Below are 25,297 nucleotides of genomic sequence, written 5' to 3'. Positions count from 1 at the left end.
GTAAAAGTATAATCCGATTATTAGGCAAGTCTGAAACGATTTTCAGATAGCCTTATTTCTAAAGAAATCGCTATAAAAAGGAAACTTCATCGTAAAAGTTAGACCATTTTTGACTAACTTTTCAATAAAGTTTCCATGCATTTTTATACTATTTTTACGTTTTTTATTGTTGTAAAACCTTTCGTGGTTTGGTTCCTTCTGCTGGACCAATAACCCCAGCCATCTCTAATTCTTCCATCAAGCGAGTTGCTCGGTTAAAACCAACTGATAATCTACGTTGAATCATGGATGCGCTCGCTTTTTGAGTTTCAATGACCAGAGCCTTAGCTTCTTCAAATAGTGGATCTCCACCTTCATCTCCTGTGCCAGACTCACCTTCTGTCTCAGAAACCTCTCCGGGATCAAAGCTTTCATCATAATCAGCATCTGCTTGAGCCTTGATAAAACTAACAATACGCTCAACATCATCATCAGAGATAAAGGAGCCTTGCAGACGAACAGGGTGATTTTCATCGATTGGCTTGAAGAGCATATCCCCTCGACCAAGCAATTTCTCAGCACCATTTTCATCCAAAATCGTACGAGAATCCGTTCCAGAAGATACAGCAAAGGCTACACGTGACGGCACATTGGCCTTAATCAGACCAGAAATAACATCCACTGAAGGACGCTGAGTTGCAAGAATCATGTGAATACCAGCTGCACGCGCCTTTTGTCCGAGTCGGATAATGGCATCTTCTACTTCCTTGCTGGCCACCATCATAAGGTCAGCTAACTCATCGACAATCACAACAATCAAAGGAAGAGGTACTTGTTTGTACTCAGATTGAGCGTTGAATTCCTCAACCTTGGCATTGAAACCAGCGATATTACGAACCCCAATTTTGGCAAAGAGTTCATAACGGTTTTCCATCTCATCCACGACTTTTTGAAGGGCCTTGCTGGCCTTACGAGGATTGGTTACAACCGGAATCAAGAGGTGAGGAATATCATTATAGACTGATAACTCAACCATCTTCGGATCCACCATCATAAACTTGACTTGGTCTGGACGTGCCTTCATGAGAATACTTGCAATGATACCATTGACTGCAACAGATTTACCAGAACCGGTCGATCCAGCCACAAGTAAGTGAGGCATTTTAGCAAGGTCGAAACTGCGAGCTGTACCATTAACGGCTTTCCCAAGAGGAATTTCTAGCAGATTTTCAGGTTTAGTTTGCGATTGTTCCCAGAGTTCTCGGAAAGAAACTGTTGCGATTTCTGAGTTTGGAACTTCAATCCCAACTAAGGATTTTCCAGGAATCGGTGCTTCAATACGGACATCTTTAGCAGCCAAGGCCAGAGCCAAGTCATCTGCTAGATTGGAAATGCGATTGACACGAACACCAACTGCTGGCTTGACTTCGTACTTGGTAACTGATGGTCCGATTTCAGCACGTTCAACCGTTACCTTGATACCGAAACTTGCGAAGGTTTCTTCCAAAATTTTGATATTTTCTCGTACGATTTTCTTTTCTTTTGACTGATCTTTTGGTTTATCAGGTGCGAAGAGTTGCAAGCTGGGGAGTTTGTACTCTAAAGCTTTTTTAGCAGAAAAATCTACCTCAACATCTTCATCCTCTAAGAACTCATCTTCCTCTGGAAAATCAACTTCACTAGGAAGATCATAGTCTGCTTGAGGGAGAATAATTTCAGGTTCTATCCATTCTTCCTCTGGAAGGGGTGGTAAATCATCAAAGTGAACAGGAGGAGCTTCTAAAATCTCGCCAGTTTCCATATCAACAGGAGGTATATCCAATAAGGCTTGCTCTGCTTGTTCTTTTTCTAGTCTTTCCTGTTCCTCTGCTTCCTTACGAGCTTTTTCTTCTTCTCGTTTGATAAAACGTTCCTGTTTCTTCTGCTCGCGTCGCTCCATCCAAAGGGCAAAACGTGCTCCAAGGAAATCAGCGACATCATAGACAGACCAAGGACTAACTAGAAGAGCACCGATCAAGATTAAGATAGCTCCGATAAAGTAAGTACCAATATTTGAAAAGAGAAAGGCGACTGGAATATAAAGAGCAACACCTAGAAGCCCTCCTCCAGCAAAGCTAGTCACACGAAAACCTGTCAAATCTGTCAAAACTTGGGCTAAAGTTCCCTTTAAGACAGACTGCTCGATGCCATATTTCCATACTAGATAAGCTTCAAAAATCAGCAATAAGCCTGAAAAAATGCAAAGAAAACCTGAGATCAGACCTTCTTGCTTCCGAATCCATTTAAAGAGAAAAAGATAGACTAGAACGACAACAATGACCAGATAAGCCAGACTTCCTACTAGTAATCGAATAAGGTTATAGAGCGTAAGTCCCACTGCTCCTAATTTCAGAGCAGCGAACATTAAGCAAAAAGCTATGACTAAAGAAATTAACATCCTTTGGATAGCTTGCTTTCTTTCTAATTCAGCTTTTGACGGTCTCCGTCTTGTTTTACTTGTATTTTTGTTTGCCATGCTTCTATTATACCATATTTCAGAAACATCTAGAGAAATCAAAAAAATGACTGAATCTACTAGATACAATCATTTTTCGTTGATATTTCTGCACTTTCTTTTCTATATGATTTTTCAACAACCTTGTCTCACTGTTTCTTTAAAAATCTAATTGCTGATTTTCTTGCTTTCTCAATCTTTTCGATTTCCAACTTCTCTACAGCAGATGTAGGGATCCATCTTTTCCCAAACAATACCTGGGCTGCTTCTATCATTAGAGCGCAAGCCTGCAAGTCCTTTTCTTCTGTAATTGCTTCACAAAACAAATCCTTCGTTTTTTCCATTAAGATTTCTTTTTTTACTTGATGAAAAGATAATTGCATTAGACTACTGGCAGACCAGGCACGACAAAGAGCATCTTGATCAGTCAAGAGATGTTGTCCTAAGATTTCTATCTCACCTATTGAACCAATCCAACCTAGGGCAATGATTAGCTTCCTACGATTAGAAGCTTCTGAACTAGGTAAAAGAGAGATTAGAACAGGAAGTAGTTGCTTGCAAGAAGACGCATAAATATCTCTATGTCTTGCTTTGGAAAGAATTTTCGCTAGAAGACGCGTTGACTCTCCACTTCCTCTTGATTGAGAGTTTCTAAAAGATAATCGATTCCCGCCTGCCCATGCTGGTCAAAACTCGCTTCAAAATTCAGGTCAGTTCCTTCCTCCCAATCGTTGCAAATGAGCTCAAAATGAAAGGCAATTTCTGGGCTCCTACCTAAATCAGCTATAAAATGAATTCGTTTAGAATCAGGAAAATTCTCCCCCACCAAGCTGGAATAGACCTTCTGTAACTCTTCTTTTGCAAGATTTTGGCGAGAGATCTTTTCTTTCACTAGTTTGTCGATTTCTTCTTTTCTAGAATCATTCATGACACTTATCTCCTCAAAGGTATTTGTAGAACTTTAGCATTCTGTCATTTATACTCTTCGAAAATCAAATTCAAACCACGTCAGCTTCGCCTTACCGTACTCAAGTACAACCTGCGGCTCTCTTCCTAGTTTGCTCTTTGATTTTCATTGAGTATTAAATTCTCTACGATTTACCTCTATCATATCACTTTAGAGACCGGTCTCTCTAACTCCATTATCAAAAAATGACTGCCCACTTTCGTGTTCAGTCATTTGAATCTATTTGTGATTATTTTTCTAATGGTTTACGAAGGTAACCATAAACTACACCACTAACAAGTGCTCCTACCAAGACAAAGACAAGGTAAAGAAGGGCATTTGTTGTAAGGGCGATAACGAAGATTCCTCCGTGAGGTGCCATAAGTTTGATTCCTGCAAGACCAACCAGTCCACCTGCTACTGCTGAACCAAGGATAAAGCTTGGGATAGCACGAGCTGGGTCTGCTGCACCAAACGGAATCGCCCCCTCAGTGATAAATGACAAGCCCATGATGATGTTTGTCAAACCAGAGTTACGTTCTTCCTTAGTAAATTTATCTTTGAAAAGAAGTGTTGCGACAAAGATTGCAAGTGGTGGAACCATTCCTCCAGCCATAACTGCTGCCATAGCTACTGAACCACCTGTTGACACTGTTGCTGCAAGAGTACCAGTACCAAAGACATAAGCTGCTTTATTAACAGGGCCACCCATATCAACAGCCATCATTCCTCCAAGAACGATACCAAGAAGGACAGCTGAACCGCCTCCAAGACCTGCAAGGAAGTTGTTCATACCAGTGTTGATTGCTGCCATTGGGATGTTAACAGCAAGCATGACAAATCCTGTCAAGACTGTTCCAAGAAGTGGCAAGAGAAGGATTGATTTAGCACCTTCAAGTGAACGTGGAACTTTAACATATTTCTTAATAGCAAGAACCAAGGCACCTGCGATAAATCCACCAACAAGGGCACCTAGGAAACCAGATGAGACACCTGCAAGAGTTGAAGTTGCTTCACCACCTGCGGCATAAGGGATTTTACCAAAGGCAAAACCTTCTTTGGCAATAGCACCAGCCACAAAACCAGCTACCAAACCTGGTTTTTCAGCGATAGAGTAGGCAACATATCCTGCAAAGACTGGGAGCATCAAGCCAAAGGCTGCACCACCAATTTTCATGAACATAGAAGCTAGCTCATGGTAAGAACCAAGATTGCCAAGGTTTTCATTTGGCACACCCAAAGCACCGTCAATCAAGAAGGCAAGGGCAATCATGATACCACCACCGATAACGAATGGCAGCATTTGAGATACACCACTCATCAAGTGTTTGTAGAAAGCACCACCAAGGCTTTGTTTTTCATTGCTTGCGGTTGCAGCTTTTGCTCCATTAGCAGCATGGTAAACTTCCGCATTCCCAGAAAGAGCAAGGTTAATCAATTCTTCTGTCTTACGGATACCATCTGCAACTGGACGATTCACCAATGGTTTACCATCAAAACGATCCATTTCAACTGCCTTATCTGCTGCGATAATAACAGCTTTAGCCTTGCGAATATCTTCTGCTGTCAATTGGTTGCCAACACCGCTAGCACCATTGGTTTCAACCTTGATACCGACACCCATTTCAGCAGCCACTTTTTGAAGGGCTTCTTGGGCCATGTATGTGTGGGCAATTCCTGTTGTACAAGCTGTAACTGCTACGATAAAGTCACCAGATTCATTAGCAGAAGCCTGAGCTGGTTCCTCAGCTTTTTCTGAAGCTTGGTCAAAGAGTTCAATGACTTGATCAGCTGATGTCGCTTGACGAAGTTTGTCAGCAAATCCGTCTTTCATCAAGTATTGAGACAATTCTGCCAAGGCAGCTAAGTGAGTATCATTTGCACCTTCTGGAGCAGCAATCATAAAGAAGAGGTCAGTTGGTTGTCCATCTAAACTTTCGTAGTCAACACCCTTGTTTGACTTAGCAAAGAGAACAGTTGCTTCTTTAACAGCAGCATTTTTGCTGTGTGGCATTGCGATACCATCACCCAAACCTGTAGAAGTCAAAGCTTCACGCGCCAAAATTCCTTCTTTAAAAGTTTCAAAATCCGTCACATAACCGTGTTCTACCAAGCTATGAATCATTTCTTCGATAGCTGCTGTTTTTTCAGTTGCTTGCAAATCTAGCAACATGACATCTTTTCTCAATAAATCCTGAATTTTCATCTTTTTTCTACCTCAACTTTTTCATAAGTCTCTTTAATAAATGCTGCAGTCGCCAAGTCATCTGAGAATGTAGTTGCTGTCCCGCAAGCTACTCCCCACTTAAAGGCTTCTACTGCGTCTTTTGATTTGACAAACTCACCAGTAAATCCAGCAACCATAGAGTCACCAGCACCAACTGAGTTTTTCACTGTTCCCTTGATCGGTTTAGCAAAGTAGGCTCCCTCTGATGTTACCAGAAGGGCACCGTCACCAGCCATAGAGATGATAACGTTTTGAGCACCTTTAGCCAGCAACTCTCGAGCGTATTTTTCAATCTCATCTAAACTTTCGAGCTTGACTCCAAAGATAGCTCCAAGTTCATGATTATTTGGTTTTACCAAAAGTGGCTGATAATCCAAACTATCGATCAAGGTTTGACCTTCAAAATCACAGACCACTTGAGCACCCGTCTGACGAGTCAAGGAAATCAAGTCCTTATAGATGACATTGCCTAAGTTTTTAGCACTTGAACCAGCAAATACCACTGTATCTTCTGCTGTTAGACTTGAAAGAATATCTTTTAGCTCTTCAAGCTGTTCTGGCTCAACAGTAGGACCAGTTCCGTTGATTTCAGTTTCTTGATCCGCTTTAATCTTGACGTTGATACGCGTATCTTCTGCTACTTGGACAAATCGCGTTTCAATTTGCTCCTCAGCTAAAGTATCTGTGATAAATTTACCAGTAAAACCTCCGATAAATCCAGTCGCTGTATTTGGAATATCCAATCGTTTCAAGACACGACTAACATTGATTCCCTTACCACCAGCAAACTTATCATCACTATCCATACGATTAACACTACCAACTTCCACTTTATCCAGACGGACAATATAGTCAATAGATGGATTGAGCGTGACTGTATAAATCATACTTCGATAACCTCCGTTTTCTCTTTGATAGCTGGCAAGAGTTCGTGACCCTTACTTGTAATGACAATAGCTCGTTTTATAGGGGCTACCTTAGCGAAACAAGACTGACCAACCTTAGACGAATCCGCCAAAATATAAGTTTGTTTGGCATTTTCTAAGATAGCACGCTTGACAGCTCCCTCCTCCATATCTGGAGTTGTATAATAACCATCATCCACCCCATTCATTCCGATAAAGGCACGATCAAAGTGTAATTGGTTAATCTGATTAAGCGCGACACCACCGATGCTGGCATCCGTTGTCATCTTTACGCCACCACCGATAATCACAGTTGGAATTTGCTTATCCACTAATTGTACTGCATGGTGAATGGAGTTAGTCACAACAGTAATGTCTTTTCGCTCCAATTCCTTAATGAGAAAGGCTGTCGTACTTCCTGCATCCACAAAGATAACATCTTTTTCTTTGATGAGGGAAGCTGCCTTTTGCGCAATCAATTTTTTCTCTTGAAGGTTTTTGACAGATTTTTCTTGAATGGTTTCTTCTTCTTGCAAGGAGTGAGGCAACTCTGCTCCTCCATGCACTCGGCGAAGTTTATTTTCAGACTCCAATTCATCTAAATCGCGTCTAACTGTTGATTCTGAAGTATCTAGCAAGCCTACTAATTTCTCTAAAGTAACGACTTTATGTTTACCCAGCTCCTCTAAAATCAACTTTTTTCTCTCAGTTTTTAGCACTTACTCACCTCCTGTTAACGATTACAATAATCATTCTACCACAAAAAATAGCAAAGTCAAGCACTTTTTATCACTTTCTTTCATTTTCTATCATTTTGCCAATTGTTTGAATTTTAATTGCAAGATACTTGCCTTTATGATAAACTATTTTAGTAAGTATTGGAAGATTACTCAAGAGGCTTAAGAGGCCGTGTTGGAAACGCGGTAGGCGTGTGAAAGCGTGCGTGGGTTCGAATCCCATGTCTTCCGTAGCTATAGTGTAGAGAGTGGGACAGAAATCGGTAATTCGTTAGAATTCGATTTCGTCGTCCCACCTCCGCACAGTTGAGTAGGGCTGTAAAAGCTGATGAAATCAGCGTAGTAGAGCCCACTCAACCACTGCGTCTTGATCGACAATCCAAAGACAATTGAGAGGCTAGGACTTTTGTCCCAGCCTCTTTTTATAATGGATTTTCGTCTATCAAAGATTTGAATTGCAAAAAATCACCAAAGATTTAACTCTCGGGTGATTTCTTTTTCGTCATTTTTAATAATCAAATGCTAGTCTTCTTCCACTTCATCTCAGATGCTCTTAAAAAATATCAAATAGCAATTTCACATTGAGAACAGTTAAGATAATGGAAACAATATAACCAAGGATAGTATTCCACTTGGCATTGGTAAATTCGCCCATCAGTGATTTCTTAGAAGTTAGATAAATCAAAGGGAAGATTGAAAATGGAAGAGCGATTGAAAGAAAGACCTGCGAATAAACCAATAACTGATCCAAGGTTTTTTCCTGATGACCAAACACAACCGCTACAATCATGACAGGCAACAAGGCAAAGAGACGAGTTGCCAAACGAATGAACCATTGAGGCAATCTCATATGCAAGAAACCTTCCATAACGATTTGTCCAGTCAAGGTACCCGTAATTGTCGAATTCTGACCACTGGCTAATAAAGCCAAGGCAAACAAGGTTGATAAGGTTGAGCTAGCTATAGCTCCTGCAATAGTAGAATCCTGCAGGGCGTTATACATTTGAGAAAAGGCAGAAATCTCAGATGCATGTCCGAAAAAGAGGGCCGCACCTAAGATTAAAAGAAGGGAGTTAACGATAAAGGCCAAGGACAGTTGAAGATTTGAATCCCAGGTCATAAAGCGCACGGCTTTTCGAACATCATTCTTGTCCTTGTGATTGATTTTCCGAGTTTGAGACAAGGAAGAATGCAAATAGAGGTTATGGGGCATCACTGTCGCACCCACGATACCTAACGCCAAGGTTAATTGACTTTCATGCCCTGGCAAAGGACTTTCAAATAAGGTTGCATTCGGTAGATAACCCTCAACGATTCCTTGGAAGCTTGGATGTGACAAAGCTACCAGATAAGTAAAGATTGCTAAAATCGTTAAAATCAGTGTTGTCACAATAGCTTCAATCTTCTTAAAGCCAAATTTCATCAAAAGCAATAAGAGAAAGACATCTAGAACCGTCAAAAGGATGGCTATCATAATCGGAATCTTAAAGAGAAGATTGAGAGCAATCGCTGAACCTAGAACTTCTGCCAGATCTGTCGCCATCAAGGCTAATTCTAAAATCACCCATAGACTATAACGAAGCCATTTAGGTGAATGATGAGCCGTTGCTTGAGCCAGGTCCATCTGGGTTACAATACCAAGCTTTCCTGCCATCTGCTGAAGTTGCATGGCAATGAGAGATGAAATCAAGATAACAAACAAGAGACTATACTTATAGGAAGCACCACCGACTACACTGGTAATCCAGTTTCCTGGATCCATATAACCAACTGCGACAAGAGCACCCGGACCTAAAAAGGCCTTTAAATTTTGCCAGAAATGATTGTTATTTGGAGTATCGATAGATTGATTAATCTCAGAGAGTGACACTTTTTTATGAGAAGACATAGATACTTACCTCTTTCTAAACCTACTTTTTCATTATTTTCTATTAGAGAAAAATAAGATTGACTTTAAACTATTAAAACAATGAAAACTATATGAAAAACATTTAGTTTTTTCATTATTTTTCTTAAGGCACCTTAATATTTTTCTTAAGGCACCTTAATTATAACACAAAAAATGAAAACTATATGAAAAACATTTAGTTTTTTCATTATTTTTCTTAAGGCACCTTAATTATAAAAAATATGATAAAAACTTAAGAAAATTCAACAAAATTTTAGGGAAAGTCAGAATAAGTCTACTCATTAACGATAATGATAAATCTATTGATAAACTTTGACATTTAATGGTGAACTGTAACTATTATTTCTAACTCGATTTCTCTATAAAAGAGGAAAAACCAGCGTCTTTTGACGCTGGATAAAAGCTACTTAGATCATTTAACAAGAAACTAAATTGCTTCTGTAACGAAGCTACGGCTTTCAAGTACCTTAAGCATAGCATCCGCTGTATCCAAAGCTGTAAAGAGAGGAACTCCGTGTTCAATAGCTGAACGGCGGATTTGTTCACCATCTTCATCAGCAGTTCGCTTAGTACCAACTGTGTTGATGATAGCTTGGATTTTCCCTTTACGAACATAGCTTGGGATATCATGTTCATCATCACCAATTTTCCCTACCAATTGGGCCTTAAGACCATGATTTTCAAAGAAGGATGCTGTTCCTTGAGTTGCCAAAATCCCGTATCCAATCTCTTGGAAACGACGAGCCAATCCCAAAGATTCTTCCTTGGCATCATCAGCGATGGTAAAGACAACATTCCCAAAGGTTGGCAAGTGAAGATAAGAAGCTTCAAAGGCCTTGTAGAGGGCTTTTTCAAGAGTGGTATCAGAACCCATGACCTCGCCTGTTGACTTCATTTCAGGACCGAGGAGGCTGTCTACCTTAGCTAGCTTGGTAAAGGAGAAGACAGGTGCCTTGATATGAACACGGGTGCTTTCAGGGTAAAGTCCATCTTGGTAGCCAAGTTCTTCAAGTTTTTGACCAAGAATGAGCTTGGTTGCTACTTGAGCCATAGGGATATTGGTCACTTTAGAAAGAAATGGAACCGTACGGCTGGCACGTGGATTGACCTCAATAACGTGGACTTTTTCATCCTTGATGACAAACTGAATGTTCATCATACCAAGACAGTTAAGGCCGATTGCTAGGCGTTTTGTGTAGTCTGCAATCGTTTCTTGCACTTTTTGAGACAAGGTTTGTGGAGGGTAAACAGCCATGGAGTCACCTGAGTGGACACCGGCACGTTCGATATGTTCCATGATACCTGGGATGAGGACATTTTGTCCGTCTGAAATGGCATCTACTTCACACTCTTGACCGACGATATAAGAGTCTACAAGAACAGGATGGTCTGGACTTGCCTTAACCGCAGTACGCATGTAAGAACGAAGATCATCTTCATTCTCAACGATTTCCATGGCACGTCCTCCCAAGACATAAGAAGGACGAACAAGGACTGGGAAACCAATCTTGCGGGCTGCAAGTACTGCTTCTTCTTCATTGGTTGCAGTCTGCCCAGGCGGTTGCGGAATATCCAAGTCTTTAAGGGCTTGCTCAAAGAGGTCACGGTCTTCCGCACGGTCCAAGTCAGCAACTTGAGTACCAAGGATAGTCACACCAGCTTTTGCTAATGGCTCAGCTAGGTTGATGGCTGTTTGACCACCAAACTGAACGATAACCCCTTTTGGTTGCTCCAAGTCAATGACGTTCATAACATCTTCAAATGTCAATGGCTCAAAGTAAAGCTTATCTGATACAGAGAAGTCGGTTGAAACTGTTTCTGGGTTTGAGTTCATGATGATAGCCTCATAACCAGCTGCTTGGATAGCCTTAACCGAGTGAACAGTTGCGTAGTCAAACTCAACCCCTTGACCGATACGGATTGGACCCGAACCTAGAACCAATACTGATTCCTTATCAGATTTGATGGATTCATTCTCCCAACCATAAGTTGAATAGAAATATGGTGTTTCAGAGTCAAATTCTGCCGCACAAGTATCTACCATCTTATAAACTGGAACAATCTTGTTTTCCAAGCGAAGTTGACGAACGTGATCAGCAGTCGTTTTCCAGAGTTCAGCAATCTTACGGTCTGAGAAGCCATTGAGTTTCGCAGTTTTCAAAACTTCTAGATCTTGTGGATGGGCACCCAATTCTTGCTCAATTTCAAAGATATGTAGGAGTTTATCGAGATAAAAGATATCGATTTTTGTAAGCTCTGCAATTTCTTCTGGTGTGTAGCCACGACGAATTGCTTCTGACACATAGAAGAGACGGTCATCTTGGGCCTTGACAACCTTTTCAATCAAGGCATCATCAGAAACGGTTGCTAGTTCTGGCATTTCATTGTGGTGAACCCCAATTTCAAGGGAACGACAAGCCTTAAGAAGAGATTCCTCGATGTTACGGCCAATCGCCATGACTTCTCCAGTCGCCTTCATCTGAGTCCCCAGGCGGCGCTCACCCTTTTCAAACTTGTCAAATGGGAAACGTGGAATCTTGGCAACGACGTAGTCGAGGGCTGGCTCAAACATAGCATAGGTTGAACCTGTAACTGGGTTGATAACCTCATCCAAGGTCAAACCGACGGCAATCTTAGCGGCCAATTTGGCAATCGGATAACCTGTCGCCTTAGATGCAAGGGCTGAAGAACGTGATACACGAGGGTTTACTTCGATGACATAGTACTTGAAGCTGTGGGGATCAAGCGCAAGCTGAACGTTACATCCGCCTTCAATCTTGAGAGCGCGGATAATGCTCAAGCTCGCATCACGAAGCATTTGGTTTTCATAGTCTGACATGGTTTGCGCAGGGGCAAATACGATAGAATCCCCTGTGTGAATCCCAACTGGGTCAAAGTTTTCCATGTTACAAACAACCAAGGCATTGTCAGCTGAGTCTCGCATGACTTCGTATTCGATTTCCTTGAAGCCAGCAATGGAACGTTCAATCAAACATTGGGTAACAGGTGACAACTTCAAACCATTTTCGGCAATTTCACGCAATTCTTCCTCGTTGGCACACATACCACCACCTGTACCACCAAGTGTGAAGGCTGGACGGACGATCACTGGGTAACCAATTGTTGCTGCGAAGGCTACGGCTTCTTCCACTGTATTAACAATTTCAGATTCTGGAATTGGTTGGTTCAGCTCTTCCATCAATTGTTTAAAAAGATCGCGGTCCTCTGCTTGATCGATGGCAGACAATTTAGTCCCTAGAAGTTCTACTCCCAATTCATCAAGAATGCCATTTTTAGACAATTCCATGGCCATGTTAAGCCCTGTTTGCCCACCAAGAGTTGGAAGCAAGGCATCTGGACGTTCTTTACGGAGAATACGAGTTACAAACTCAAGTGTGATTGGCTCAATGTAAACCTTGTCTGCAATTTCCTTGTCAGTCATGATAGTCGCAGGGTTTGAGTTCACCAAGACAACCTCATAACCTTCCTCTTTCAAAGACAAGCAAGCCTGAGTCCCAGCATAGTCAAACTCAGCAGCCTGACCAATAATAATCGGACCAGAACCAATCACCATAATTTTTTGAATATCAGTACGTTTAGGCATTTATAAGATATTAAGGGCGTCAAGCGGACAAAGCTAAAATAGGAGTTATGACGAAGAACTGTCAGTTCTAGGAATAACTATCTTTTTAGCACCGTCCGTAGCCCGTATTCAGTTCAGCAAATACGGCTCACCCTTCTCCTTTCTATTCGTCGCCTCACAGGGCGACATTAAATAAATTCTCCGACGATTTCACACTCGTCTTTAGTTTGCTTGTTTGAAAGCTTCCATCATCTCGATGAACTCGTCAAATAGATAACTTGCATCGTGCGGACCTGGTGCAGCATCTGGGTGGAATTGCACGGAGAAACCTGGTTGGTATCTGTGACGTACACCTTCAACTGACTTGTCATTGATTTCTTCATGAGTAATCATCAAATGGTCTGGAAAATCTTCACGACTCACTGCATATCCATGGTTTTGACTAGTAAAGTCCACGCGCCCTGTTGCAATTTCACGTACAGCGTGGTTAAATCCACGATGACCAAATTTCATCTTATAGGTCTTGGCACCATTTGCCATCGCAAAGAGTTGATGCCCCATACAAATACCAAAGATTGGAATCTTGCCAAGAATACCACGAATCATATCAAGTGCTTCTGGTACATCTTCTGGATTTCCCGGTCCATTTGACAACATAACTCCGTCTGGATTCAAGTGAAGGATTTCCTCTGCTGTTGTAGTATAAGGAACGACCGTTACATTACAATCTCTCTTAGACAACTCTCTTAAGATTGAATGCTTGAGACCAAAGTCTACAAGTACCACACTTAAACCTACTCCTGGAGCTGGGTAAGCAGTTTTTGTAGAAACCTGTTTGATATTATCAATTGGTAGAACAGTTGCTTGAAGCTGATCTGTGATGTGATCGATACTATCTCCAACATGTGTCAGAGTCGCTCTCATAGTTCCATGTTTGCGAATGATTTTTGTCAAAGCACGTGTATCAATACCTGAAATACCAGGGATTTTCTTAGACTTCAAAAATTCATCCAGTGTCATCTGGTTGCGCCAGTTGCTGGCTCTACGAGCTTCTTCAAATACTACTACACCTTTACAGGTTGGACTGATAGACTCGTAGTCATCACGATTAATCCCATAATTTCCAACCAAGGGATAGGTAAAGGTTAGGATTTGCCCATTGTAAGACTGATCCGTAATGGATTCTTGATAACCAGTCATCCCGGTATTAAAGACAATTTCACCAGTTACATCGATGTCAGCCCCAAAGGCTTTTCCTTCAAAAATTGTTCCATCTTCTAAAACTAGAAGTCGTTTAGTCATAAATTCACCTCTCGTGGATGCTCTCAGGCATCTTTTAACGTTTTGTGTCTTATTTTGCGTTTCTGTAAGTCAATACAGATTCTAAAATTGCCATTCTGACAAAGACACCATTGGTCATTTGTTGAACAATACGTGATTTTGGTGCTTCGACCAAGTGATCAGCAATTTCAACATCGCGATTTACAGGAGCAGGATGCATCAGAATAGCTTTATCTTTCAAGCGATCATAACGTTCTTGAGTCAAACCATGCTGTGCATGATAACCCTCTTTTGAAAAGACTGTTCCACTTTCATGACGCTCATGTTGAACACGGAGAAACATCATCACATCAACTTGGTCAATGATTTCATCAATGCTTACAAACTGTCCATAGTCTGCAAACTCTTGACTTCTCCATTCCTCAGGTCCAGCAAAGTAGAGTTCTGCTCCTAAGCGTTTTAAGATTTGCATATTGGATTTAGCCACACGCGAATGGTCAAGGTCACCAGCAATGGCTACCTTGAGTCCTTCGAAGTGTCCAAATTCTTCATAAATCGTCATTAAATCAAGCAAGCTCTGGCTTGGGTGTTGGCCCGAACCATCCCCACCATTGATAATCGAAGTCGTAATCGTCGGACTATCGATCAACTCTCTGTAGTAATCCACCTCTGGGTGTCGAATGACACAGGCATCTACTCCCAAGGCTGACAAGGTTAAAATTGTATCGTAGAGTGTTTCACCCTTGTTGACTGAACTTGTTTTCACATCGAAGTCCAGTAGCTGAAGGCCCAGTTTAATCTCTGCTACTTCAAAAGATTTGTGGGTACGAGTCGAACTCTCAAAGAAGAGATTAGAGACGATGTGTTGGTCTTCATAAGAAGCCTTTGCTCCATTTTTAAATTCGATCCCGCGTTTAATCAATTTCATGACTTGTTCTACAGTAAGGTCTTCCATTGAGACTACATGTTGAATGGCTTGTTGATTTTCTGACATGGCTAACTCCTTTGGCTATCTAAGCTTCTTCGGTAATAAGAACACGATCTTGTCCATCTAGTTCAGTCATCTCTACGATGATTTCTTCTGAACGACTGGTTGGGATATTTTTCCCTACATAGTCTGGACGAATCGGTAATTCTCTATGCCCGCGGTCAACTAGAACAGCTAAACTCACACGAGAAGGACGACCATGGCTTACGATGTTGTCAATAGCTGCTCGGATGGTCCGACCTGTGTAAAGCACATCGTCCACCAAGATGACCTCACGTTCTGTCACATCAACAGAGATTATAGAAGTATCTTCACCGCTTTTGACATCGTCACGGAATGGTTTGGTGTCTAACTCAACGACTGGCACTGAGATAGATTCCAACTGTTCCAATCGCTCTTGGATACGGTGGGCAATGAAGACACCGCGTGTTTTTATCCCAGCCAGTACAATCTTGTTCAAATCTTTATTTCGCTCGATAATCTCATAGGTAATTCGAGTAATCGCTCGCTTGACGGTCAATTCGTCTACAACTTCTTTTGTCTTCATGACAAACCTCCAAAAAGAAAAGTCTCCTTAAACAAGGAGACTTCAGAATGTATAGTTAAGCTAGCCCTACCAAAACAGCAGAGACTCCACCCTTCTACTTGATTCAGCTCCTTGCCTGCCTCACGGGACAGGATTAAAGGAATATTTGATTGGTACTACTATAACACAAACCAGGAATCGATGCAAGAAAAAACACAAGAAATCAATTTTATAACGAACTAAAATCGTACAACTGTGGATAGTGATCACATTCTGGATTTTTCGGATGACAGATAGCACGACCAAAGTAAATCATAGCCTGATGGGCTGCCAACCATTCTTCTGGTGGCAAGACATCCATAACACGTTTTTCGACCTCAAGGGGTGTAGCTGATTTTTTAACAATATCGTGGTGTTTACAGATTCGCTCTACGTGAGTATCTACTGCAAAAGCTGGAATACCGAATCCCACGCTCAAAACTACGTTAGCTGTTTTTCGGCCAACTCCTGCCAAACTCTCTAATTCTTCCCTAGTCTGAGGGACTTGACCGTCAAAATCATCCAGGAGTTGTTGGGCACATTTTTTCAGAAACTTAGCTTTATTTCGATAAAGCCCAAGACGAGAAATATATGTTGCAATTTCACTCTCACTTGCTTCTGCCATAGCTTGCGGGGTTGGAAAGGCCGCAAAAAGTCTTGGTGTAGCCTTGTTGACTGCCGCATCTGTCGTCTGAGCTGACAACATCACCGCAACCAAAAGTTCAAAATGGTTGCGAAAATCTAGACTTGGTTTCGCATCTGGAAAAAGAGCGATGATTTCCTCAATGACATGACGGGCACGTTTCTTGGATAAAACCATCTATTCGTCTCCGTCAAACAGTCCTTGTAAACCTGCAAAAGGACTATTTTCTTCTTTCTTGACTGCCTGTTGAGCTTGATACTCGTCCTCAGACATAATTTGCCAGTCATTTCCAGAAACAAATCCTTGACCAGCTTCTTCTTCAGCCGTCAAGACCTTTATAGGAATGTTGAGCAGGATATTGTCTGACACGCTCTCAGCAAGGTCAAGTTCTCCATTTTCGATAGGTAAGACCAAGTCATCATCTAAAACTTCTTGATCAAGTTGGTTAGTTGCGCCTTCCATGAAAACTTCCGTTACTGGATAAGATTCAACTAACTCAACTGGCTCCATACTGCGACTTGAAGCAAGAACAATTGTATAAGACAATTGATAGTCTAGGAAAAACATAAGGTCTTCGTACTGAACTTTTCCAATAGCGACAATATCTTTTACATCTAAAATTTCTTGATTACGGTCACGCAAGTCAGCTGCTAAGTCTAAAGTCTGCTCAAAGTGCAAGCCTTCAGGCTGCTTACGGATTTCTTGAATATTTAATTTCATACTTCCTCCATAAAGATTTACTCACTTGATTATACCATGAAAGAACCGCAAGCAAGGCAACTAAACTTTCAAAAAATCATTCTCTATTTTTTGATATATTTATTATGACAATTTTATTTTTTGTGCTATACTATAGACATCAATACATGGGCAAAGGAGGACGCTCATATGGAAGATAAAGAACTAATCTTAGAAGCTTATCAACTCATTTCCGAGTTAAACAAAGCTTACCAGACTTGCAAACAAGGATTGCCTGATGATCTGCGCTTGCAGCAAAATATCGACGAGCTACTCAATCAACTTAAAAAGACAGAGAAACTAGATAACTCTATCTTAATTGACCTTGAGATATTTTACCAACGTACTAGTCTCTTGATTGGACTTGGCACACTTAAACTGAATGAAGAAGCTCGCACTGCTTGGCGAAACTATGACAAGTTCCACTACGATCAAGTTAAGCACGTTTTGACACTCTATGGACCTGTTTTTGGTTTTTAAAAATAGAGGATTTTCTGGCTTAATCTTGACAAAGTTTCTCAAAAAGAGTATGATGATTGCAACAATACTCGGAGGTAAGGGAGACATGAACAACTAAGTCTATCAAATAAAGAAACTTTATTTAGTAGATCTTGTTTTTGTCTCTTTTTGTGTGCTCTTTTATGCTCTTTTTCTGGCATTTTATACTCAATGAAAATCAAAGAGCAAACTAGGAAGCTAGCCGCAGGCTGTACTTGAGTACGGCAAGGCGAAGCTGACGTGGTTTGAATTTGATTTTCGAAGAGTATTAATAGAGTTTTTTTGACATAGACATTGGCTCTACTAGGTAAAGTAGAGCTTTTTGTTATGCAATGTGGACATTCTAGAAAGGGCAATAATATGATAAAAATCAATCATCTGACCATCACACAAAACAAAGATTTACGAGACCTTATTTCCAATTTAAACATTACCATCCAAGACGGGGAAAAGGTTGCCATTATTGGTGAAGAAGGAAATGGCAAATCAACCTTGCTACGGGCTTTAATGGGGGAAGCATTGCCTGATTTCACTATCAGGGGCGACATTCAGTCTGACTATCAGTCACTGGCTTACATTCCCCAACATCTCCCTGAAACACTGAAGAAAAAATCTCTACAGGACTACTTCTTTTTAGAGTCTGCTAATTTGGACTACAGTATTCTCTATCGTTTAGCTGAGGAATTGCACTTTGATAGCAGTCGTTTTGCTAGTGACCAAGAGATTGGTAGCCTCTCGGGTGGCGAAGCTTTGAAAATTCAGCTCATCCATGAATTATCTAAACCCTTTGACATTCTATTTTTAGATGAACCTTCAAATGACCTAGATCTTGAGACGATTGATTGGCTAAAAAGTCAGATTCAGAAGATGAGGCAAACCGTTATTTTCATTTCTCATGATGAAGACTTCCTCTCTCAAACTGCAGACACCATTATCCACTTGCGACTGGTCAAGCATCGAAAGGAGGCTGAAACTCTAGTTGAACATTTAGACTATGATCGCTATAGTGAACAGAGAAAGGCTATTTTTGCCAGACAAAGCCAGCAAGCTGCCAATGACCAGAGAGCCTACAATAAAACCATGGAAAAACACCGCAGAGTCAAGCAAAATGTCGAAACTGCCTTGCGAAATACTAAAAATGATGTTGCTGGGCGCCTATTAGCCAAAAAGATGAAAAATGTTCTCTCCCAAGAAAAACGTTATGAAAAAGCAGCTCAATCGCTGACCCAAAAGCCACTTGAAGAGGAACAAATCCAACTTTTCTTTTCAGATATAGAGCCATTAGCAGCTTCTAAAGTCTTACTTCGACTGGAAAATGAGACTTTGTCCATTGGTGAGCGTGTTTTGGCTCAGGAGTTACAACTAACTGTCCGTGGCCAAGAAAAAATTGGTATCATAGGCCCAAATGGTATTGGGAAATCAACTCTGTTAGCCAAGTTACATCAACTACTAAGCGCCAAAAGAGAGATTTCGCTTGGTTATATGCCACAAGATTACCACAAAAAACTGCAATTAGAGCTATCCCCAATAGCCTATCTTAGCCAAACTGGACAAAAAGAAGAACTACAGAAAATCCAATCCCACCTAGCCAGTCTCAATTTTAGTTATCCAGAGATGCAGCATCATATTCGCTCTTTATCTGGCGGGCAACAGGGTAAACTCCTGCTTTTGGATTTAGTCCTGTGCAAACCAAACTTTCTCCTCTTAGATGAGCCTACACGAAACTTTTCTCCCACTTCTCAACCCGAAATCAGAAAACTCTTTGCCACTTATCCAGGCGGTCTCGTCACTGTTTCGCATGACAGGCGTTTCTTAAAAGAAGTCTGTAGGAGTATCTATCGTTTGACAAAAAATGGGTTAGAAATAGTTGATTTACAAGATTTATAAATGTAGAAAATAGCAAGAGGTTGGGCAAAAACTAAATTTCAGCAGAAAATGAAATAAATCTTCCCACAATAAAACGCATAGTATCAAGTTTTTCAACACCTGATATGATGCGTTTTTTGATTTTAAAGACTTTTTGCCCAGACTCGTTGGATGTGCTTGATTTGTTCTGAGTTTAAGGGTTTAGTATAGAAGAGTTTTTGAGGAGCTTTGCTATAGAAGATTCTGCTACATACTCTACAAGCCACCTCATGACTGGCTATTATTTAGGTTATATAAGATAAAAATACTTTTTAGTTCTGTTTAAAAATCGGAGCATTCTAATTTGTCGATTATATCAAATACATAAAGAAAAATGCAACTAGATTATTGAGGGCATGCAAGAGAATGGAATTCCAAAGATTGTCGGAAGTCTTATACCTTATACCAAATGCAAATCCCATACCTAAATAGGTGATAAAACTAGAAATCGTATAGGGTCCATGTAGATAAGCAAAGAAAACCGATGTGGTAACCAATCCAATATATGTATTCTTAAATACTGTCCCTTGTAACAGTCCTCGCATAAAAATTTCTTCCGAAATGGGTGCTAAAACACATAGATCTAGAAAGAGCACAGGCAATGAAAGTGATAAACTTTGAATTGATTGAGTAGTGTCTGATTGGGTAGGTCCTAAAAAATTGACCAACATATAAAATAAGACAAGCAAGGCGTAGGAGAGAAGCCAATTCAACATATCTTTTAGGCTGATTTTTCGAATGTGAAACAGGTCATACTTTCTTCCTACATAAAAAAATATTGCAATCTCAACAAGTGTAAAAATGATTGATAGAGCTAATGAATTTGTCCGCATGACTTTGTCAGCAATACTCAAATGTATTGGCGTGAAAATCAAAAACAAGAAAAAGGTCATCCAACGCTTATACATGATTCACCTCACTAGCATTAATTACATATATTATACTACTTTTTTATGAGAGGACAAGTCACAAGTGAGGTGATTGATGCAAAAATCCAGAGGAAAACTCTGGATATTTTTACATATGTTGCAAACGCTCAATCCGTTCTGAGATTGACGGATGGGTATAGAAGAGTTTTTGCAAGCCACCTCGTTTTTGAGGATCGTTGATATAGAGAGCACTGCTAGCATCATCCACATGACGACTCATAGGCTGACTATGGTCCAGCTTACGAAGGGCATTGATCATACCTTGAGGATTACGAGTCAATTCCACGCTTGAAGCATCTGCTAAAAATTCTCGCTGACGAGAGATGGCTAGTTGTACCAAGGTTGCTGCTAGGGGAGCCAAAACAATTGCAAGGAGAGAAACGACTAGCATAATAATTTCAAGTCCACCACTATCACGGTCATCACTTCTACGACCACGACCTGCACCTCCCCACCACATCATGCGTCCAGCCATACTTGATAAAAGCGTAATGGCACTGGCAAGGGCAACCGCGATCGTAGAAATACGAATATCATAGTTACGAATGTGACTGACTTCATGACCAATAACCGCCTCTAACTCTTCACGATTCATAATTGCAAGGAGTCCTGACGTTGCTGCTACCGCTGCATTTTGGGGATTTGAACCCGTAGCAAAGGCATTTAAGCTGGCATCATCGATGATGAAGACACGTGGCATAGGGATTTGCGCCACCATAGCCATATCTTCCACGACATGATAGAGGGTTGGTGCAGTCTGCTCATTCACCTCACGCGCACCATTCATACTCATGACTATCTCTGTTGATTGAAAAATCATGGACAAGGCATAGATAAAGCCGATAATCAAAGCGATAACTAAGCCACCAAGACCAGACCGCATAAAGAGGTAACCAACTGCATATCCAACCAAAGCCAAAAGTAAAAAGAATACTAGTAGTAAAATCCAAGTTCTTCGCTTATTACTCGCGATTTGATCATACAACATCCTAGTCACCTAAACCACTAAAATCGACTTTAGGTACTGCCTTTTCCTCTTCAGGAGTTTGAAGGAAGTCAGCCACTTTAAAACCAAAGAGTCCAGCAACTAGGTTACTTGGGAAAGTTTCTAATTTGACATTATAATTGCTAACAACACTATTATAAAGTTGGCGAGAGTATGAGATTTTATTTTCAGTATTAGTCAGTTCCTCTTGCAATTTAGCAAAGTTGCCACTCGCTTTTAGGTCTGGATAATTTTCTGCAACAGCAAAAATTCCTGATACCTGGCGTGAAAGGGCATCACTAGCTCTCATAGCTTCTGCCGGTGATGTTGCAGCGGCTACTTGATTGCGAAGCTCTGCAACTCTTTCAAGTGTTGAACCTTCATACTTTGCATATCCCTTTACAGTCTCAATCAAGTTTGGCAAGAGATCGTTACGACGTTTCAACTGAACATCAATCTGACTCCATGCCTCCTTAGTTTGCATGCGATTTTTAACCAATCCATTATAGGTAAGAATCACAAAGATACCAATAAGAGCAAGAACTCCAAGAATAATCCAATTCATCTGATATCTCCTTTCTGTTTTTAGATTAGTACCAGTATATCAAATTTCTATCTTTTTGTGGTAAAATAAGATGATACTAAAGAAGGAAACTACTATGAAACCAGAAACTTTTTACACATTACTTGCTGAACAAAATATTATTCTTTCTGACCAGCAAAAAGTTCAATTTGAGCGTTATTTTGAACTCTTGGTTGAATGGAATGAAAAAATCAACCTGACTGCTATTACAGAAAAAGAAGAAGTCTATCTCAAACACTTCTATGATTCCATAGCTCCTATTTTACAGGGATTGATTGAAAACCAGCCCATTAAACTCTTAGACATCGGTGCTGGAGCAGGTTTTCCTAGCCTTCCCATGAAAATTCTCTATCCTCAGCTAGAGGTAACCATTATTGATTCTCTCAATAAACGTATCAACTTTCTTAATCTATTAGCCCAAGAACTAGGTTTAGAAAATGTTCACTTCTATCATGGACGTGCTGAAGACTTCGCCCAAGATAAGAACTTCCGTGCTCAGTTTGATATCGTTACAGCTCGTGCAGTTGCCCGTATGCAGGTATTATCTGAGTTGACTATCCCCTACCTGAAAGTCGGTGGAACATTGCTAGCTCTTAAGGCTAGCAACGCACCAGAGGAATTAACTGAAGCTAAAAATGCCCTCAATCTTCTCTTTAGTAAGGTTGAAGAAAATCTCAGTTACACACTTCCTAATGGAGACCCTCGCTTTATCACTATTGTTGAAAAGAAAAAGGAAACTCCAAATAAATACCCAAGAAAGGCTGGCATGCCTAACAAACGTCCGCTTTAGAAAGATTAAAAATCTGCAAATTCACACCTCACTTTCTTATTTCAAGACTCGGGAAAAAATGATTTACAAAATCATACCTCGCTTTCTTATTTCAAAGCTTGGGAAAAAATGATTTACAAAATCATGCCTCGCTCTCTCATTTCAAGGCTCGGGAAAAAATGATTTACAAAATCATACCTCGCTTTCTTATTTCAAGGCTCGGGAAAAAATGATTTACAAAATCATTTTTTTCTGCTATACTATCCTAAGCAAAGGTTTTTAATGTCATCCCGTGAGGTGACGAAGGCGCAGATCTATATAAAACTCTTTAAAACTTGATGAAGGATTCTTGTTTTAGAGAGGTCTTACTCTGGGAGCCTATTGCTATAAAATAATGGGCTCTTTTTTGATGCCCAAAAGTGAGGTTAATATGAAACAGGAATCAACTGTTGATTTGTTATTAGACGTTGACCAACGTCCTTCAGCTGGAAAGGGAATTCTTCTTAGCTTCCAGCACGTATTTGCCATGTTTGGTGCAACCATCTTGGTACCTTTGATCTTGGGAATGCCTGTATCGGTTGCCCTTTTTGCATCAGGTGTAGGAACACTCATTTACATGATCTCTACTGGCTTTAAAGTTCCAGTTTATCTGGGTTCTTCTTTTGCCTTTATCACAGCTATGTCACTTGCCATGAAAGAAATGGGAGGCGATGTATCTGCTGCTCAGACAGGGGTTATCCTGACTGGTTTTGTTTATGTCCTTGTTGCTGCAAGTGTTCGCTTTGCAGGTACAAAATGGATCGACAAACTCTTACCTCCAATCATTATCGGTCCTATGATCATCGTTATCGGTCTTGGACTTGCAGGTTCAGCTGTTACCAACGCTGGTCTTGTAGCTGACGGAAACTGGAAAAACGCTCTTGTAGCCGTTGTTACTTTCTTGATTGCTGCCTTTATCAATACAAAAGGAAAAGGCTTCCTACGAATCATCCCATTCCTTTTTGCCATTATCGGTGGTTACCTCTTTGCCCTAGCTCTCGGCTTAGTTGATTTCACTCCTGTTCTTGAAGCTAACTGGTTTGAAATCCCTGGTTTCTACCTACCATTCAATACAGGTGGTGCATTCAAACAATACGATCTATACTTCGGTCCTGAAACAATTGCCATCTTACCAATCGCAATCGTAACGATTTCTGAACATATCGGAGACCATACCGTTTTAGGTCAAATCTGTGGACGCCAATTCTTGAAAGAACCTGGTCTACACCGTACTCTTCTTGGTGATGGTATCGCAACTTCAGTTTCTGCCTTCCTCGGTGGACCAGCAAATACAACTTACGGTGAAAATACAGGGGTTATCGGTATGACTCGTATCGCTTCTGTCTCAGTTATCCGTAACGCTGCCTTTATCGCAATTGCCCTCAGCTTCCTTGGTAAATTTACTGCTTTGATTTCAACAATTCCAAACGCTGTACTTGGTGGTATGTCAATCCTTCTTTACGGAGTTATCGCCAGCAACGGTTTGAAAGTCTTGATTAAAGAACGTGTTGATTTCGGTCAAATGCGTAACCTTATCATCGCAAGTGCCATGTTGGTACTTGGACTTGGTGGCGCAATCCTTAAACTCGGTCCAGTGACACTTTCAGGAACTGCTCTTTCAGCTATGACAGGTATCCTCTTAAACCTAATCTTGCCATACGAAAACAAAGACTAATCCATATAGAATCAACAAGAGGTCGGGACCGAAATCCCGACCTCGTTTTTATGAACAAGAAGACTTTGATACAGTGACTCATTTGACTGTTGTCAAAAAGTTTGATTTTTTAATTTCCCCAAGCAATCAAGAGATACAAGAGACTTGAACCAAACATATCTGCTAGAGCATGCATGAGAAAAAATGGCAGTAAATTCTTGACTACATACTTGTACAAGAAATAATAAAAGAGACCATAAACAAGCCCAATCACCAAGGCCCAGAGTAAGCCTTGATAGGTATGGAAAGAAATCCGTATAATTACCGAATAGACTAGAGCCAACCACTTGTGCTCTTCTTTTACTGAAGTCAACAAGCCCAAGAAGAAAAATTCTTCATAAAAACCATTTAGTAAAGCATAGCAAATCGCCATCGGCGTTAAAGCCATGAATTTTCGAATGATTTCCATAGGGTCTATAAAAGGAATTAGTTGAGGATTGAAATAATTATACTCACCACTAAGGGTTGTAATGATATCACCGAATATCCCAACTACAGCAAAGATAAGGGGAACCCAAATTAAAACAGACCAGCTCCAACGTATAGGAAGCTGTTTAAAATCATAATTTCGAATCACAAGATAAAGGAAGGTAATCCCTAACATCATCAATTGAAAATTGAAATTACTAGAATAGGCTGCCCCATCACTTGCTACATTTGTCGTAGTCTCTGCGACGCTAGTAAGAGTTAAAGGCGACAAACTCCCCATAAATTGTTGGGGAGAACGAATGATAAACTCTCCAAACATTAGAACAGTAACGATTAAGATATCAAACTATTTTAAGTATTTTCAAGGTCTAGCAGGATGAATACTTTGTAGAAACTTCATATTCCCTCCTTATCTTTAATATAGTGGATTGAAATAAGATATGAACAGAGA

At 40.6% G+C, this 25,297-nt stretch carries 19 protein-coding genes, 1 tRNA gene and 1 pseudogene; 5 read left to right on the top strand and 16 right to left on the bottom strand.

Annotated features, from left to right (window positions below):
* Positions 1-163: 163 nt before the first annotated feature.
* The 5 genes and pseudogenes from HMPREF2805_RS06325 to HMPREF2805_RS06305 form a co-directional block, all read right to left on the bottom strand.
* Positions 164-2,494: a DNA translocase FtsK gene (locus tag HMPREF2805_RS06325; protein ID WP_075231853.1), complete on the bottom strand. Its 2,331-nt coding sequence runs from the start codon at positions 2,492-2,494 to the stop codon at positions 164-166.
* A 128-nt stretch (positions 2,495-2,622) separates the two neighbouring features.
* A pseudogene (locus tag HMPREF2805_RS11630) lies at positions 2,623-3,401 on the bottom strand (HEAT repeat domain-containing protein).
* Between the two features lie 268 nt (positions 3,402-3,669).
* A complete protein-coding gene (locus tag HMPREF2805_RS06315) occupies positions 3,670-5,625 on the bottom strand; it encodes a PTS fructose transporter subunit IIABC (RefSeq protein WP_075231852.1) in 1,956 nt (651 codons plus the stop codon).
* Positions 5,622-6,533, bottom strand: a complete 912-nt coding sequence (pfkB, locus tag HMPREF2805_RS06310) for a 1-phosphofructokinase (protein WP_075231851.1) — start codon at positions 6,531-6,533, stop codon at positions 5,622-5,624. The genes HMPREF2805_RS06315 and pfkB overlap by 4 nt, the downstream gene beginning before the upstream one ends.
* Positions 6,530-7,270, bottom strand: a complete 741-nt coding sequence (locus tag HMPREF2805_RS06305) for a DeoR/GlpR family DNA-binding transcription regulator (protein ID WP_075231850.1) — start codon at positions 7,268-7,270, stop codon at positions 6,530-6,532. The genes pfkB and HMPREF2805_RS06305 overlap by 4 nt, the downstream gene beginning before the upstream one ends.
* Positions 7,271-7,431: 161 nt before the next feature.
* Between HMPREF2805_RS06305 and HMPREF2805_RS06300 the strand changes: the two genes are divergently transcribed.
* Positions 7,432-7,519 (top strand) — tRNA-Ser (locus HMPREF2805_RS06300).
* Positions 7,520-7,841: 322 nt separating this feature from the next.
* On the opposite strand, the gene HMPREF2805_RS06295 is transcribed toward HMPREF2805_RS06300, so the two are convergent.
* The 7 genes from HMPREF2805_RS06295 to HMPREF2805_RS06265 all read right to left on the bottom strand — a co-directional run bounded on the left by HMPREF2805_RS06295 (position 7,842) and on the right by HMPREF2805_RS06265 (position 16,977).
* Positions 7,842-9,176, bottom strand: a complete 1,335-nt coding sequence (locus tag HMPREF2805_RS06295; protein ID WP_075231849.1) for an Nramp family divalent metal transporter — start codon at positions 9,174-9,176, stop codon at positions 7,842-7,844.
* A 448-nt stretch (positions 9,177-9,624) separates the two neighbouring features.
* Complete coding sequence (carB, locus tag HMPREF2805_RS06290) at positions 9,625-12,801, bottom strand: carbamoyl-phosphate synthase large subunit (protein WP_075231848.1); 3,177 nt, start codon at positions 12,799-12,801, stop codon at positions 9,625-9,627.
* A 201-nt stretch (positions 12,802-13,002) separates the two neighbouring features.
* Positions 13,003-14,082 (bottom strand): carbamoyl phosphate synthase small subunit, encoded by a 1,080-nt coding sequence (locus HMPREF2805_RS06285; RefSeq protein WP_000166838.1) that lies wholly within the window; start codon positions 14,080-14,082, stop codon positions 13,003-13,005.
* Between the two features lie 49 nt (positions 14,083-14,131).
* Positions 14,132-15,055 (bottom strand): aspartate carbamoyltransferase catalytic subunit, encoded by a 924-nt coding sequence (locus HMPREF2805_RS06280; RefSeq protein ID WP_060955956.1) that lies wholly within the window; start codon positions 15,053-15,055, stop codon positions 14,132-14,134.
* 19 nt (positions 15,056-15,074) lie between these two features.
* On the bottom strand, positions 15,075-15,596 hold the full coding sequence (pyrR, locus tag HMPREF2805_RS06275) for a bifunctional pyr operon transcriptional regulator/uracil phosphoribosyltransferase PyrR (protein ID WP_049549150.1): 522 nt from the start codon (positions 15,594-15,596) through the stop codon (positions 15,075-15,077).
* A gap of 208 nt (positions 15,597-15,804) precedes the next feature.
* On the bottom strand, positions 15,805-16,434 hold the full coding sequence (gene nth, locus HMPREF2805_RS06270) for an endonuclease III (RefSeq protein WP_075231847.1): 630 nt from the start codon (positions 16,432-16,434) through the stop codon (positions 15,805-15,807).
* Positions 16,435-16,977 (bottom strand): YceD family protein, encoded by a 543-nt coding sequence (locus tag HMPREF2805_RS06265; RefSeq protein ID WP_075231846.1) that lies wholly within the window; start codon positions 16,975-16,977, stop codon positions 16,435-16,437.
* Between the two features lie 168 nt (positions 16,978-17,145).
* Between HMPREF2805_RS06265 and HMPREF2805_RS06260 the strand changes: the two genes are divergently transcribed.
* Both HMPREF2805_RS06260 and HMPREF2805_RS06255 read left to right on the top strand, forming a co-directional pair.
* The gene (locus tag HMPREF2805_RS06260) at positions 17,146-17,475 is read left to right on the top strand and encodes a helicase BlpT (protein ID WP_075231845.1); all 330 of its coding nucleotides are present in this window, start codon (positions 17,146-17,148) and stop codon (positions 17,473-17,475) included.
* 345 nt (positions 17,476-17,820) lie between these two features.
* A complete protein-coding gene (locus HMPREF2805_RS06255) occupies positions 17,821-19,380 on the top strand; it encodes an ATP-binding cassette domain-containing protein (RefSeq protein WP_083301297.1) in 1,560 nt (519 codons plus the stop codon).
* A gap of 329 nt (positions 19,381-19,709) precedes the next feature.
* Here HMPREF2805_RS06255 and HMPREF2805_RS06250 read toward each other — a convergent pair whose 3' ends face one another.
* The 3 genes from HMPREF2805_RS06250 to HMPREF2805_RS06240 form a co-directional block, all read right to left on the bottom strand.
* Positions 19,710-20,306: a CPBP family intramembrane glutamic endopeptidase gene (locus HMPREF2805_RS06250; RefSeq protein WP_075231843.1), complete on the bottom strand. Its 597-nt coding sequence runs from the start codon at positions 20,304-20,306 to the stop codon at positions 19,710-19,712.
* Between the two features lie 109 nt (positions 20,307-20,415).
* Positions 20,416-21,315 (bottom strand): zinc metalloprotease HtpX, encoded by a 900-nt coding sequence (gene htpX, locus HMPREF2805_RS06245; protein WP_075231842.1) that lies wholly within the window; start codon positions 21,313-21,315, stop codon positions 20,416-20,418.
* Between the two features lies 1 nt (position 21,316).
* Positions 21,317-21,877 carry a LemA family protein gene (locus HMPREF2805_RS06240; RefSeq protein WP_075231841.1) on the bottom strand — a complete coding sequence of 187 codons (561 nt, stop codon included), beginning with the start codon at positions 21,875-21,877 and terminating at the stop codon, positions 21,317-21,319.
* 94 nt (positions 21,878-21,971) lie between these two features.
* Here HMPREF2805_RS06240 and rsmG point away from each other — a divergent pair, with 94 nt between their 5' ends.
* A complete protein-coding gene (gene rsmG / locus HMPREF2805_RS06235; protein ID WP_075231840.1) occupies positions 21,972-22,685 on the top strand; it encodes a 16S rRNA (guanine(527)-N(7))-methyltransferase RsmG in 714 nt (237 codons plus the stop codon).
* Between the two features lie 409 nt (positions 22,686-23,094).
* A complete protein-coding gene (locus HMPREF2805_RS06230; protein WP_075231856.1) occupies positions 23,095-24,378 on the top strand; it encodes a uracil-xanthine permease family protein in 1,284 nt (427 codons plus the stop codon).
* A 109-nt stretch (positions 24,379-24,487) separates the two neighbouring features.
* On the opposite strand, the gene HMPREF2805_RS06225 is transcribed toward HMPREF2805_RS06230, so the two are convergent.
* Positions 24,488-25,186 carry a CPBP family intramembrane glutamic endopeptidase gene (locus HMPREF2805_RS06225; RefSeq protein WP_261676350.1) on the bottom strand — a complete coding sequence of 233 codons (699 nt, stop codon included), beginning with the start codon at positions 25,184-25,186 and terminating at the stop codon, positions 24,488-24,490.
* Positions 25,187-25,297: the final 111 nt, after the last annotated feature.

It is taken from the genome of Streptococcus sp. HMSC034E03 (genome assembly GCF_001811505.1).
Lineage (GTDB): Bacteria > Bacillota > Bacilli > Lactobacillales > Streptococcaceae > Streptococcus.
This window is presented reverse-complemented; position numbering and strand designations above follow the sequence as displayed.

Coding starts and splice junctions, on each gene's coding strand:
- HMPREF2805_RS06325 (WP_075231853.1), bottom strand. CDS start 2,494: ATGGCAAACAAAAATACAAGTAAAACAAGACGGAGACCGTCAAAAGCT.
- HMPREF2805_RS06315 (WP_075231852.1), bottom strand. CDS start 5,625: ATGAAAATTCAGGATTTATTGAGAAAAGATGTCATGTTGCTAGATTTG.
- pfkB (WP_075231851.1), bottom strand. CDS start 6,533: ATGATTTATACAGTCACGCTCAATCCATCTATTGACTATATTGTCCGT.
- HMPREF2805_RS06295 (WP_075231849.1), bottom strand. CDS start 9,176: ATGTCTTCTCATAAAAAAGTGTCACTCTCTGAGATTAATCAATCTATC.
- carB (WP_075231848.1), bottom strand. CDS start 12,801: ATGCCTAAACGTACTGATATTCAAAAAATTATGGTGATTGGTTCTGGT.
- HMPREF2805_RS06285 (WP_000166838.1), bottom strand. CDS start 14,082: ATGACTAAACGACTTCTAGTTTTAGAAGATGGAACAATTTTTGAAGGA.
- HMPREF2805_RS06280 (WP_060955956.1), bottom strand. CDS start 15,055: ATGTCAGAAAATCAACAAGCCATTCAACATGTAGTCTCAATGGAAGAC.
- pyrR (WP_049549150.1), bottom strand. CDS start 15,596: ATGAAGACAAAAGAAGTTGTAGACGAATTGACCGTCAAGCGAGCGATT.
- nth (WP_075231847.1), bottom strand. CDS start 16,434: ATGGTTTTATCCAAGAAACGTGCCCGTCATGTCATTGAGGAAATCATC.
- HMPREF2805_RS06265 (WP_075231846.1), bottom strand. CDS start 16,977: ATGAAATTAAATATTCAAGAAATCCGTAAGCAGCCTGAAGGCTTGCAC.
- HMPREF2805_RS06260 (WP_075231845.1), top strand. CDS start 17,146: ATGGAAGATAAAGAACTAATCTTAGAAGCTTATCAACTCATTTCCGAG.
- HMPREF2805_RS06255 (WP_083301297.1), top strand. CDS start 17,821: ATGCAATGTGGACATTCTAGAAAGGGCAATAATATGATAAAAATCAAT.
- HMPREF2805_RS06250 (WP_075231843.1), bottom strand. CDS start 20,306: ATGTATAAGCGTTGGATGACCTTTTTCTTGTTTTTGATTTTCACGCCA.
- htpX (WP_075231842.1), bottom strand. CDS start 21,315: ATGTTGTATGATCAAATCGCGAGTAATAAGCGAAGAACTTGGATTTTA.
- HMPREF2805_RS06240 (WP_075231841.1), bottom strand. CDS start 21,877: ATGAATTGGATTATTCTTGGAGTTCTTGCTCTTATTGGTATCTTTGTG.
- rsmG (WP_075231840.1), top strand. CDS start 21,972: ATGAAACCAGAAACTTTTTACACATTACTTGCTGAACAAAATATTATT.
- HMPREF2805_RS06230 (WP_075231856.1), top strand. CDS start 23,095: ATGAAACAGGAATCAACTGTTGATTTGTTATTAGACGTTGACCAACGT.